The organism is Nocardia sp. NPDC002869 (assembly GCF_046764065.1).
In the GTDB taxonomy this organism is placed as follows: Bacteria; Actinomycetota; Actinomycetes; order Mycobacteriales; family Mycobacteriaceae; genus Nocardia; species Nocardia rhamnosiphila.
In genome coordinates this window covers 1-11,806 of record NZ_JBKOOL010000009.1, presented here as the reverse complement: position 1 = coordinate 11,806, position 11,806 = coordinate 1, and the positions used below count along the sequence as shown (strand labels likewise).

At 68.0% G+C, this 11,806-nt stretch carries 13 protein-coding genes; 2 read left to right on the top strand and 11 right to left on the bottom strand.

Going from position 1 to position 11,806, the window contains the following annotated elements; translation table 11 throughout:
* Positions 1 to 12 precede the first annotated feature (12 nt).
* Positions 13 to 1,068 (top strand): NAD(P)-dependent alcohol dehydrogenase, encoded by a 1,056-nt coding sequence (locus tag ACLML9_RS02735; RefSeq protein ID WP_411943961.1) that lies wholly within the window; start codon positions 13 to 15, stop codon positions 1,066 to 1,068.
* Between the two features lie 548 nt (positions 1,069 to 1,616).
* A complete protein-coding gene (locus tag ACLML9_RS02730) occupies positions 1,617 to 2,741 on the top strand; it encodes a S1C family serine protease (protein WP_411943960.1) in 1,125 nt (374 codons plus the stop codon).
* Between the two features lie 19 nt (positions 2,742 to 2,760).
* Here ACLML9_RS02730 and ACLML9_RS02725 read toward each other — a convergent pair whose 3' ends face one another.
* The 11 genes from ACLML9_RS02725 to ACLML9_RS02675 form a co-directional block, all read right to left on the bottom strand.
* Positions 2,761 to 3,327 carry a vitamin K epoxide reductase family protein gene (locus ACLML9_RS02725; RefSeq protein WP_411943959.1) on the bottom strand — a complete coding sequence of 189 codons (567 nt, stop codon included), beginning with the start codon at positions 3,325 to 3,327 and terminating at the stop codon, positions 2,761 to 2,763.
* Positions 3,324 to 4,070, bottom strand: coding sequence for a DsbA family protein (locus ACLML9_RS02720; protein ID WP_411943958.1), 747 nt, complete (start codon positions 4,068 to 4,070; stop codon positions 3,324 to 3,326). The genes ACLML9_RS02725 and ACLML9_RS02720 overlap by 4 nt, the downstream gene beginning before the upstream one ends.
* Positions 4,071 to 4,209: 139 nt before the next feature.
* Positions 4,210 to 5,055: a polyphosphate kinase 2 family protein gene (locus ACLML9_RS02715; RefSeq protein WP_411943957.1), complete on the bottom strand. Its 846-nt coding sequence runs from the start codon at positions 5,053 to 5,055 to the stop codon at positions 4,210 to 4,212.
* 12 nt (positions 5,056 to 5,067) lie between these two features.
* On the bottom strand, positions 5,068 to 5,808 hold the full coding sequence (locus ACLML9_RS02710) for an ESX secretion-associated protein EspG (RefSeq protein WP_411943956.1): 741 nt from the start codon (positions 5,806 to 5,808) through the stop codon (positions 5,068 to 5,070).
* Entirely contained in the window at positions 5,805 to 6,380 is a 576-nt protein-coding gene (locus ACLML9_RS02705) for a hypothetical protein (protein WP_411943955.1), read from the bottom strand. The genes ACLML9_RS02710 and ACLML9_RS02705 overlap by 4 nt, the downstream gene beginning before the upstream one ends.
* The gene (locus ACLML9_RS02700) at positions 6,373 to 6,801 is read right to left on the bottom strand and encodes a hypothetical protein (RefSeq protein WP_411943954.1); all 429 of its coding nucleotides are present in this window, start codon (positions 6,799 to 6,801) and stop codon (positions 6,373 to 6,375) included. The genes ACLML9_RS02705 and ACLML9_RS02700 overlap by 8 nt, the downstream gene beginning before the upstream one ends.
* A 181-nt stretch (positions 6,802 to 6,982) precedes the next feature.
* On the bottom strand, positions 6,983 to 7,663 hold the full coding sequence (locus ACLML9_RS02695; RefSeq protein ID WP_411943953.1) for a class I SAM-dependent methyltransferase: 681 nt from the start codon (positions 7,661 to 7,663) through the stop codon (positions 6,983 to 6,985).
* Complete coding sequence (locus ACLML9_RS02690) at positions 7,660 to 8,901, bottom strand: saccharopine dehydrogenase family protein (protein WP_411943952.1); 1,242 nt, start codon at positions 8,899 to 8,901, stop codon at positions 7,660 to 7,662. The genes ACLML9_RS02695 and ACLML9_RS02690 overlap by 4 nt, the downstream gene beginning before the upstream one ends.
* 36 nt (positions 8,902 to 8,937) lie before the next feature.
* Positions 8,938 to 10,341: an ABC1 kinase family protein gene (locus ACLML9_RS02685; protein ID WP_411943951.1), complete on the bottom strand. Its 1,404-nt coding sequence runs from the start codon at positions 10,339 to 10,341 to the stop codon at positions 8,938 to 8,940.
* 127 nt (positions 10,342 to 10,468) lie between these two features.
* Positions 10,469 to 11,155, bottom strand: a complete 687-nt coding sequence (locus ACLML9_RS02680; protein WP_411943950.1) for a TetR/AcrR family transcriptional regulator — start codon at positions 11,153 to 11,155, stop codon at positions 10,469 to 10,471.
* A gap of 401 nt (positions 11,156 to 11,556) precedes the next feature.
* Positions 11,557 to 11,806, bottom strand: a 250-nt coding sequence (locus ACLML9_RS02675) for a transposase (RefSeq protein ID WP_411943949.1), incomplete at its 5' end; no start/stop codon positions are given.

Genomic DNA, 11,806 nt, shown 5'->3' with positions numbered 1-11,806 from the left:
AGGCATGGACGCATGAGTACTGCTGTAGCCGCGTACGCGATGGCCGGTCCCGAGGCCGAGTTCGAGAAGGTCACCATCGAGCGCCGGGAGCTCGGGCCTCATGATGTCCTGATCGATATCGCGTATGCCGGGATCTGCCATTCCGATATCCACACCGCCCGTAACGAGTGGGGTGGCGCGGCCTATCCGTGTGTGCCCGGGCACGAGATCGCGGGGACCGTCGCTGCTGTGGGGTCGGCGGTGAGCCGCCACCGGGTGGGCGACCGGGTGGGTGTCGGCTGCATGGTGGATTCCTGTGGAGTGTGCGAGCCGTGTCTGGCGGGCGAGGAGCAGTTCTGTACCCGCGGCGCGGTGATGACCTACAACTCCCGGGTGCCGGAGGAGGTGCAGCCGGGTGGGCACACCATGGGCGGATACGCCACCCGGATCGTGGTGACCGAGAACTTCGTGGTCGCCATCCCGGAGGGAATCGATCTGTCGGTGGCCGCGCCGCTGTTGTGCGCCGGAATCACCCTGTATTCGCCTTTACGACAATGGGGTGCGGGACCCGGGAAAAAGGTCGCGATCATCGGAATGGGCGGGCTCGGCCATATCGGTGTGAAAATCGCCGCCGCGCTGGGCGCCGAGGTGACAGTGCTCAGCCATTCGCTGAGCAAACAGGACGACGGAAAGCGATTCGGCGCGCACCACTACTACGCCACCAGCGATGCCCGGGTGTTCCGGGAGTTGCGCAGCAGCTTCGACCTCGTCATCAACACCGTCTCCGCGGATCTGCCCATCAACGACTACATGAAGCTGCTGCGACTGGATGGGACGCTGGTCGTACTGGGGTTGCCGGAGGCCCCGCTCCAGGTTCAGGCCCGGGTGCTGGCCGGCCGCCGGCGTTCGCTCTCGGGTTCGATGATCGGCGGTATCGAGCAAACACAGGAGATGTTGAATTTTTGCGCCGAGCACGGAATCGGGGCGGAAATCGAGTTGATTTCCGCGGACGAGATCGACAGTGCGTACGAGCGGGTGGTGGCCAGTGATGTGCGGTATCGGTTCGTCATCGATGCCGCGACCATCTGAGTGTTTCCGCCGGCGTGATCCGGCGGATTCCTGGTCCGCGAAGTCGATTCGCTCGGTCGCCGTCGAATAATCGGTCACCGTCGAACAAAGGGATTCCGGCTCGTGCCCGCCGATTATCCACACTGTGGAGAAGGCTGTGGAAAACCGCGCTCCGCAGTGTGGATGAAGGCCGAGCGGCTGTGGATGGATTTCCTGGTGGCGGGGTCGGGGATACGGAATTCTATTGATTCGGTTTCCGCCGGGTAACGAGCGGGCCGTATTTCCGATCGCGCCGGTCGGCCGGTTCGCGCGGGCAGACGCCGACATCCGGGGCGGTTTTCGCCCGGACGGTGTAAAGGGCCGCCGCGGGGGATGTGACACGGATGTGACCCAGACGGGCCGGTGGTAACGAATCAACAGGTATCCGGTCGGTGTTTCCCCAGACCCGCGCCGGCCTGTGGATAACTGGGGATGCCTGTGGATAACTGGCGGCAAGGGGAAGAAACTCGACTGTCGCGCGTTGATCCGGGCGACAATGGTCGTGATCGGCTGCGGCAGCGGGAGGCTCCTTGGACAACCAGTGGCAGAGCACCGGCTCCCGCGGGCCCACCGGCGGGGGACGGGTGCTCGTTACCGTCTTCGCCGCGGTGCTGGCCCTCGGGGCCCTGTTCGGCTACCGGGGCGAACTACCCGGACCGGCGCAGCCCGGCCGCAGTGTCGTCGCCGCACCCGTCCGTCCCGCGCCGCGGCCCCCGCTGAACGCGAGCGAGGTGACGCGCGGTATCTCCCCGGTGCTGGTCAACATCACCGCCGCCGCCCGTCCGTTCGGCGCCGCGGCGGCCGGATCCGGAATAGTCCTCACCGGAGAAGGACAGGTGCTCACCAGCCACCATGTCGTGAAGGGCGCGAAGACGGTCCGGGTCAGCCGCGTCTCCGACGGTGCCGTGTACGCCGCCGAGGTACTCGGCTACGACGCCCACGCCGATATCGCCCTGCTCTCCCTTGCGGGCGCGCGCGGGCTGGCCACCGCGCGGATCGGCAGTTCGGCCGGGCTGCGGGTACGGGACGAGGTCCTGGCCATCGGTAACGCCGGCGGCAGCGGTACGGCCACCGCGGTCACCGGGGAGATCAGCGATCTGGACAGCACGATCATGGCCCTGAACCAGCAGGACCTGTCCCGGCAGGCATTGACCGGAATGCTGGAGATCGAGGCGGCGGTGAGCGCGGGCCAGTCCGGCGGGGCGGTGACCGATTCCACCGGCGCGGTCGTCGGGGTGATCGCCGCGGCCTCCGGCAATCGGGACCCACCACCCGGCGCGGCCGAGGACCCACCCAACGGTTACGCGGTGCCCATCGACGCCGCCATGCGGGTCGTGCGGCAGATCCGGTCCGGTACGCCCACCGACTCGGTGCACATCGGCCCCACCGCCACCCTGGGGGTACTGATCTCCGATGCCCGACCGCACGGCGCCCGCATCGATATGGCGATCCGCGGGCTACCCGCGCAGGTGGCGGGCCTGACGGCCGGGGAGATCATCACCTCACTGGACGGTCGCGCCATCACGAGTGCGCGCGCGCTGCGCGCGGCGATCGACACCCGCAAACCGGCCGAAACGGTGCGGCTGGGCGTGCGGGCACCCGACGGCGGCGAACGGTTCGTGGCGGTGCGGCTGGTCGCCGGCACACCGGGCTAGGGTGGGCCGGCGACGCCGGTCAGAACAGCGACAGCCAGTAGTCCTGGAAGCGCAGGAATACCAGCACCAGCACCACGGCGTAGAAGACCGCGACGAAGGTCCAGCGCCATTCCGCGACCACCCGCAGCGCACCTCGGTCGTTGCCCCACAGTTGTTCGGTGAGTACGGCGAGCAGCGGCGTGATGATGGCCCACACCACCATGCAGTAGGGGCACAGCGCATTGATGCGGTACAGGCTCTGGAAGATCAGCCAGCAGATGAACAGTGTTCCGGCGACCGTCCCCAGCCATAGACCGGTCCAGATCCAGCGAGGCAGTACCACCCCCGCGACCGAGAGCACACCGAGTGTCACCACCACCGAGAACCCGGCCAGCCCGATGATCGGGTTCGGGAAGCCCAGAACCGCCGCCTGATCGGTGGCCATCACCGAACCACAGGAAAGCACCGGATTCAAGCTGCACGAGGGGATGTAGCCGGGCTCGCTGAGCAGTTTGAAGTCTTCGACCAGCAGGACGAATGCGGCGATCCAGCCGGCCAGACCGCACAGCAGCAGCGTCCAGGCGGCAGGCGGCGAAGTCCGGGTCACCGGCCCGCAGCCGCCTGGATCGCGGCGGTCAGCGGCGCGGTGTCGAAGCCCGTCCGGTCCTGCTTCAGCGCCAAGTCGACCTTTTCACCGTTGACGAAAACCGTCGGAGTGCCGTCGATGCCCTCGTCCAGCGATTCCTGGGATTTCGCGCCGACGAAGCCGTCGTATTTGCGGTCGGTGATGCAGTCGGCGATGGCGGGGTCGGTATAGCCCGCCTGCTGCGCGATGGCGATGAGCTGCTCGTCGGTCAGGCCGGCGCCGCCTTCGGACGGCTGCTGCCGGAACATCAGCTTCAGCCAATCCTGGTATTTGTCGGTGCCCGTATCGGCGACACAGTAGGAGGCGTTCGCGGCCCGGGTGGAATATTCGGTGCTGGACATCTTGTCCAGGTAGGCCACGATGTTGTATTCGATCGCGGCGGTGCCGTCGGTGACCGATTTGCTCAGCAGTTCGGCGTGGTCGGCCTCGAACTTTTTACAGACGGGGCACTGCATATCCGCGACGATCCGTACGGTCGCTTTCGCGTCGGGCTGTCCCACCCGGATGGCGCCGTTATCGGTTGCCGCCGCCGGGACGGCGCCCACCTCGCCGGAACCGGAGTTGCGCACGGCCAGGCCGATACCGATCGCGGCGACCAGCGCGACCAGTACGGCGGCCACGCCGACCTGTATCGCGATCTTGCGGTTGCGGTCTGCGCGCGCGCCCGCCGCCAGCGGATTCGGCCGCCCGGGGTTTTTGCTCACCGTGCGTTCACCACGCCTTTCCCTCGCCTCGCCTGCCCCGGCCACTCGGAGGTTCGCCGGGAGGCGCCGGGCTGCCCGGCGCACCGCCCATCATTGTCCGGCTTGCTGAGAGTTTCCATAACTCACCGGTCCGCGCCGGTCAGGCTGTGTCGAGCCGGCGCAGTTCGGCGGCCGGGTCGAAATTAGCCGGCGGCCAGCTCAGGTCCAGCTTCTCGAACGCCTCGATCAGCAGTTCGGTGACGGCCAGGCGGGAGAACCACTTCGCGTCGGCGGGCAGCACGTACCAGGGCGCGTAATCGGTGGAGGTGCGGTCCAGCATATCCTGATAAGCCTGCTGGTAGGCGGGCCAATAGGCGCGTTCGTCGATATCGCCGGGGCTGAACTTCCAGTACTTGTCCGGTCGTTCCAGCCGCTCCCGCAGCCTTTTCTTCTGTTCGTCGAGCGAAACGAACATCGCGACCTTCACCAGTGTTGTTCCCGCTTCGGTCAGCTCCTGCTCGAAATCGTTGATCTCGGTGTAGCGCGGCCGCCAGACCGCTTCGGGCACGAGCTCGTGGACCCGGGCGACCAGGACATCTTCGTAATGTGAACGATCGAACACCCCGAGTTGCCCGCCTCGCGGCAGGGCCTTGCGGATCCGCCACAGGAAGTGGTGCCGCTTCTCCTCCTCGGTCGGCACGCCGAACGCGGCGTGATCGACGCCCTGCGGGTCCACCGAGCCGATGACATGGCGCACGATTCCACCCTTGCCGGCGGTATCCATACCCTGCAGGACCAACAGCACGCTGCGATTGTCACCGGAGCGGCCGTTGGCGTAGAGCTTCTCCTGCAAACCGGCCAGTACCTTGCCGCGTTCGGGCAGCAGCGTCTCCCCGTCCTTCTTGCGGCCGCGGAACCCGGGCCGGGCGGAGGTATCGATATCGGTGATACGCAGGCCGTCGGCGCGCAGGGCCCGGCTCGCGGGGGTTTTCCATAGCTCGGACATCGGACAGACCTATCACAGTCCGGGAGTGCTGCCGCGGATGCGGGCCAGGCTCTGCAGGTTGTCGGCGAACTCGGCATCGCCGACCGGTGCGAGAGTCAGTACATCGGCGGTGGTGAGCAGATAGCGGCCGTCGTCACGGATATCGAGCCAGCTGCGGTGCAGCGTGGGTGGTGACATGGGCTCGTCCGGCGCCACCGTGACGGTGATGAAGCCGCGGGCGTCGACGGGTTCACGCAGCGCCGCACGAAAGCGGGCGGCGTCTCCGTCTCCGTCGCAGGTGGACAGGGGGGCGTCGGTGAGTACCGCGTCCTGGGGCTGGTGGAACGGGCCGTGGGCACCGGGGCGGGCGGAACCGATCAGCTGGACCAGCCGGCCTCCGAGGTCCCGGGCATGGCACATGTGCACGGTGACCTTCGTGGGTGTGGCGTGCAGGACGGCGGCGTGATGATCGATAACGGCGGCGAAGCCGAGGATCTGCTCGGGATGCGGCTGGTCGCCGTTGCGGGGGAGCGCCGGGCGCTCTCCGGAAATCGTGACTGCGGTGGCGTCCGGGCGGGCGCAGAGCATGAGCGCGGCTGCCAGATCCGGGTCGGCCTGTCTGGCGAACCGCTGTGGTAATCGCAGCCCATCCAGTTCGGATTCGGTGCGCACGACGCTGGCCGGGGCCAGATTCACCGGGTAGGGCCGGCGGTCCAGGCTTGTCTCATTGGCCCAGACGTAACTGAACTCGTCCGGGGTCAGGATCCACTTCACCGGCGCGGGCTCCCGCCGCCGGTACCAGTGGACGTGCCGGGGAACCGGGGTACCCGGTCGCCGGAAGCCGGGAGAGTGGGGTTGTAGATGCTGTGCATCGCGTCCTGCGCATCGGCGGCGGCCGCGACGGCGGCGATATCGTGGTCCATTCGGCGGCGCCCGCCGTGTACGGCCTCGGCCGCCGGATCGTCGAGCGGCCGATAGGGTTGCGGCGGGGCCAGCGCGGACCGCAAAGTCTGTGCCGCTTCGGTATTGCCCTCCATCAGGCGCTGGAGTGCGCGGCACGCCTCATGGGTTTCGTCACCGGCGGCGATGAACTCCCGTGTCGCCTGCCGGGCCGCGTTCGCCGAATACCCCGACCAGCGCTCGAATTCGCGCCGGGTGGTGTCGGTGAACACGGCGAAGGCATCCGCCACGGCGGCCGCGTTCGACTGCCACGCCGCCGCGGCGGCGGCGAGCGCACCGGGATCGAGGGCCTCGTGCACCCGGTCCCAGATCTCCTGATGGGTGAAACTGCTGAAACATTCGCGTTCGGGCGCGTAGGGCGGATCGGTGCCGGCGGGTTCAGCCATGGCTGTCCTCGTCGTGGCGGTCGGGGCCGAGGCCGGGATGCGCCGCCACCACCGCGAGGGCGGCGCGGTTGGCGAGATCGGCCTCGGCGAGCCGGCCGCCGGCGGCGAGATAGGCGGCTTTGAAGCGGAGCGCCGTCTCCTGGAGCGCGGTGAGGGTTTCCAGGTACTGCACCGCCTTACCGCGGAACCCCGCGGCGAGGGCGTGCCCGGTGGGCAGATCGGGGAAACCGGCGGCGCCGTGGGATTCGGCGATGCGGTGGCCGCCGTCCCGCGCCGCTTCCAGATCTGCGACCAGGGTGTCGCATGCCTCGGCCAGGCGCAGCGCGACGTCCTCGGCGAGGGTGAAGGAGTTCTCGCCCCCGGCCATGGCCGCGGTGTAGAGCTGCCGAGCCGTGCTCTGACCCACCTCCGGTACCGACATCTGGAATCCCCCTTCCGGCCCGTGGGTACGCCAGCCGACTCTACCGACGAGTAGCCGCGTACGCGGGGGAAAACCCGCCGGTCATGGGGATTCGGCTGTGAATTGGCGCACGCATGGCGGGCCGCGGGCAGCAGTGTATCGAGGGGTGGCAACGGGTCGGGCACTTCTCTCGCGTAACCCGTCAGACGCCGGACGTCGCCGGCCGGCCGGGCGCGCGCCCCGCCGCGCCCGCGGCGGGGCGGGTGGCGGTCACGTATTGGAAAAAGCGGTGTACGGATTGGTCGATATCGACCAGTCCGGCCGCCGCGAACAGCTCCGGGAAGGTCCGGGCGCCGAACATGCGCAGTCCGCTCACTCCCGCGGTGAGCCGGGTCAATTCGCCGAGCGGGTTGTCCGGGCGATGGCTGGTGGTGACGGCGATCCGGCCACCGGGCGCCAGCACGCGGATCATCTCCCGGGCCGCGACCAGTGGGTCGGGGATGAGGTACAGCGCGCCGAAACAGCAGACCGCGTCGAAGATCTCGTCGGCGAACGGCAGACAGCGCGCATCGCCGCGTACGTATCCGGCGCGCGGCCCGGCATTGTCGGCGCGGGCGCGCGCCAGCATGGGCGGCGAATAGTCGATGCCCGTGACGTACCCGTCGGCCGGTACGTGCTCGCTCAGGAAATGGGTGAAATTACCGGGCCCGCAGGCGATATCGAGGACCCGCCGCGACCGGTCGAGGTGTAGCGACTCCACCGCGAACCGGCGATCGGCGGCGGTGGTGCGGCCGGTGGCCAGATAGAACACCGTGGGCCGCCAGACCCTTTCGTAGACCGCCGCCAGTGCCGGGGCGTTCATGGTGCGCCGAGCGAGGTTCATCCCAGCGGCTCGACATCGATCGTCATCCCGGCCGCGCGCAGCCGCACGGTCAGCGCGTCGCCCATGGCCGCGGCGGGCGTCAGCACACCGGCGAGCTCGGGCTTGTCGTCGAAGGCCAGTGCGAGACCGCTCTCGCCGAGCATGACCGCGGTCGCCTTGTACCCGGGGTCACCGAGACCGGCGAAATCGGCGCGATACCGGGCGCCGGAAGAGGTGCGGGTGTAGGTGCGCATGCGGAACCAGCCGCTCTCCCGGGTGGCCTCGCTCGGACCGGTGCCCGGCGCGGGCAGCACTCGGTCGAGCACCGCGCGACCGGCGCCGAACCGGGACAGCAGACCGCCGACCGCCATCCCGGCGACGACGCCACCGGAGATACCCGCCGCGATCACCGGCGCCAGGGCCGAGTTCCCGGCGCCCATGGTTTCGCGGTAGCGGAAGTTCTTGCCGTACACCCAGCCGAGCAGGCCGTTGCTCCGGCGCACGATCTTGGTGTTGTGCGAGGCCATGATGAACGTGCCGACCCAGCCGTCCAGACTCGGGTCGATCTCGCGTGCCCGTTGCAGGGTGAGGTCGGACTGGCGGCCCACCTGGGGGTCCATGGATCTGTCGGGACTCAGCGAATAGGGGTGGCCGAGTACCGCGCCCTTGGATCTGTCCGCCGCGACCGCCTCCATCATCGCCCGGCCGGAATCGATGGTGCCGCCGCTGACTCCGCCGCGCAGCGTCGCGACCAGTGTGGTGTCGCCGAGCTCGCCGGTATTGTCCGCGACCGACCGCCGGTAGAGCTGATAGACGCTCAGATCCGAAGGGACCGAGTCGTAGCCACACGAGTTCACGATCTTGGCGCCCGTGCGCGCGGCCTCGTCGTGGTAGGTGTCGATGGCGTCGCGGATGAACAGCGGTTCGCCGGTGAGGTCCGCGTAGTGGGTACCGGCCTTCGCGCAGGCCGCGACCATCGGCATCCCGTAGCGCAGATACGGGCCGACCGTGGTGATGACCGCGGTCGTGCGAGCGGCGAGGGCGTCCATCGACTCCTGATCGGTGGTATCGGCCACCACCAGACCCCAGTCGGCGGCTCCGATCTCGTCGCGGACCGCGGCGAGTTTGTCCGCCGAACGTCCGGCCAGTGCGATCCGCGCGCCGGCCGGTGCCGCGCCCAGCAGGTACCCGGCGGTGAGCTTACCGACGAAGCCGGTGGCGCCGAAGATGATCAGATCGAATTCGCGAGTGTCGGTCATGGATAAAACCCCTTGGATATGTCCGGTGCCACGGCACTAACCCGTACGCCGCTTACCGCGTTTGGCCGGCCGGCGCCCGGCCAGCCACTGTCGGTGGAGGCGCCCGAGCTCGGTGACCGGCTCTTCGCCGTACAACCATTCCCGGGCGATGCGATGCCAATTGGCGGTTGCCTCGAGCTGACCCAGCATGCCGAAGGTCAGGAAATCGGCCCGCCGCGAGAACAGATGCTCCGGCGGCAGATTCTGTTGTTTCATCCCGGAGAACTCACTGGACCGCGGGTCCACTGCCAGCAGGAACGCGCCGCTGGCCAGTTCCGGGGTGATGGTGAGTTCCTGGTCCACCAGGCACCATTCCGAGGCCGAGAGCACATACTCCAGGCATTCCTCGACGCCGATCTCGTCCGCCGAATCGATGACCCCGCGCTGGATCATGAGGTCACGCAGATCCGCGCCGCGGTCTTCGGCGGCCGCGCACAGACAGATCGCCTCGAATCGGACATGTTCGGGATCCATCCGGTTGAACAGCCCGAAATCGAGGAACCCGACCCGGCCGTCCGCGGCGAGCAGCACATTGCCCGGGTGCGGGTCGCCGCAGAACTCGTTGAAATCGAACAGTGACCCCACATAGAAGCGGTAGATGATCTCGCCGACCCGGTCACGGTCGGGCGCGGGCATCCGGCGGATGTCCTCGAACGCGGTACCGGCCAGATACTCGGTGACCAGCACCCGTCTGGTGCTGTGCTCGAGGACCGGTCGCGGGACCACGACGAACGGGTGGTCGGCGTAGAGCTCCGCGATATCGCGCTGGGTTTCGGCCTCGATGTGATAGTCGAGTTCGGCTTCCATGTTCAGCCGCAGTTCGTCGAGAACCGCCGGGGTGACCCACGGCATCGCCGACTGCAAGACCCGCCGGAACATGTTCAAATTCTTCAGATCCGCCCGTACCGCCGCATCGATGCCCGGATACTGCACCTTCACCGCGACCTGGCGGCCGTCGTGCAACCGGGCGAGATAGACCTGCCCGATGGAGGCCGCCGCGATGGCCTCGGGTTCGAACTCGGCGAATACCGCGTCCAGCGGCTGCCCGTAATCCTCTTCGATCACCGCGCGCATGGCCTCGAAAGACACCGAGGGCGCGGCATTGCGCAGTACCGCGAGCCGTTGCTGGAACCGTTCCTGATGCTCCGGCGGCACCAGGTCCAGGTCGAGTACCGACATCATCTGGCCCAGTTTCATGGCCACGCCCTTCATGGTGCCCAGCACCATGACCAGCTGTTCGGTACTGCGCAGGATCGACTCCTCGGCCATCCGGGCCCGTACCGCCTCGGATCGGCCGCGCATCGAGAGCCGGGCGCGTTGTGTGCGCATCATCGAGCCGGCCGCCACCGCACCCAGCTTGGTGCCGCGGGCCAGCCGGGATGTCGGCACTTGTTTCGCCATCGAGGAACCTCCGTTGGTGCCGACGCCGCGCCTACGGCAACAGAAGAACACAGCCGGTTCCTCGTCACCGCACGGCAATCAGACTAGCCAACCCGGCCGGGTTGTCGAGCCAGGCGAGTCCGCCGACTCAGACGGCCTGGTCGTCAGGGGAGACCGGGGGCAGTACATGCTCCTGTTCGGCGAACCTGGTCCGCGAACCACCGGCGCGCGCCATTCCCTCGATGGCACTCCACACCATCATCGTGAGGTAGTCGATGACCTCTTCCCGGGGCAGTGTTTTGTGGGTGGTCCACCAGTGGGTCGCGAGCTGGATGCCGCCGACCAGCACATAGGACCACAGCATCACCCCTTCGGTCTCGATACCGCGGGCACTGCCGCGCTCGGTGATAGCGGCCGCGACGACCTCCGCGAACAGCCTCTCGAAATCGGCCAGCGACGACGGATCGCCCGAACCGGTGCCCATGATGAACCGGTACACCTCGGGATCCTCGTCGACCGCGCCCACGTATTCGGCCAGCGCCGACCGCACCAGCTGATACTCGTCGGCGTCGAGGCTGATCGCGCCGTAGACGCGCGGCATCAGGGTGATCTCGATGAACCGCTGCATCGCGGCGTTGACCAGGTCGTTCTTATCGGAGAAGTAGCGATACAGGACGGTCTTGGACACACCGATCTCGGCGGCGATCTCGTCCATACCGGCACTCCCGCCGCGCGTGCGCACCGCGGCCAGCGTGCCGTCGACGAGCTCCTCGCGGCGGTCGATCTTGTGCTGGCGCCAGCGCCGCTTGCGCCCGTCGGTCCGCGGGGTACGCACCGGCGCCGATCGATCGGCTGATGTCCCGATATCGAGCAGGTCTTCGGTGGACAGCGTGGGCTCCTCGGTCCGGACGGTTCACGTGCGTTCCACTCTAGGCCCCATCCCTGCCCGGATGGTTCGTTTGGTCCTTGTGCAACCGATCCCACACTTCCCGCCCGTCCAGCGGCCGGCGGGCGTGTGTGGTGGGCCGCGTGCGGACGGAACCGTTCCGGTGGGTGCTGTGCCGTCGGCGCAACCAGGCCGACCGGAACACCTCCTACCCTTCGACCGGTCGCGTGCGACAGCCATCCGGACACGACGACCTCGACACCTGTCCACGCTTCTTCGAGCGCACTTTCGCACCCGCCGTCCGGTCATTCCGATCGATCCCCTTCGGTGCCGAGATGCTCCTATGGATGTCAAGTGGGGAGCTCGGGTGTGGTGATGAGGTGGTAGAGCTCTCGTGCGATGTAGCGTTTGAGGCAGCGGATGATCTCGGGTTTGGAGAGTCCTTGCTGGGTGCGTCGTTGCACGTAGTCACGGGTTCTGGGGTCCCAACGCAGTCGGCAGAGCGCGACCCGGTAGAGGGCGGCGTTGGCGTGGCGGTCTCCGCCTCGGTTGAGGCGGTGGCGGGTGGTTTTGCCCGAGGACGCAGGGATCGGTGCGACA

Coding starts and splice junctions, on each gene's coding strand:
- ACLML9_RS02735 (WP_411943961.1), top strand. CDS start 13: ATGAGTACTGCTGTAGCCGCGTACGCGATGGCCGGTCCCGAGGCCGAG.
- ACLML9_RS02715 (WP_411943957.1), bottom strand. CDS start 5,055: ATGTCCGAGCTATGGAAAACCCCCGCGAGCCGGGCCCTGCGCGCCGAC.
- ACLML9_RS02705 (WP_411943955.1), bottom strand. CDS start 6,380: ATGGCTGAACCCGCCGGCACCGATCCGCCCTACGCGCCCGAACGCGAA.
- ACLML9_RS02700 (WP_411943954.1), bottom strand. CDS start 6,801: ATGTCGGTACCGGAGGTGGGTCAGAGCACGGCTCGGCAGCTCTACACC.
- ACLML9_RS02695 (WP_411943953.1), bottom strand. CDS start 7,663: ATGAACCTCGCTCGGCGCACCATGAACGCCCCGGCACTGGCGGCGGTC.
- ACLML9_RS02690 (WP_411943952.1), bottom strand. CDS start 8,901: ATGACCGACACTCGCGAATTCGATCTGATCATCTTCGGCGCCACCGGC.
- ACLML9_RS02685 (WP_411943951.1), bottom strand. CDS start 10,341: ATGGCGAAACAAGTGCCGACATCCCGGCTGGCCCGCGGCACCAAGCTG.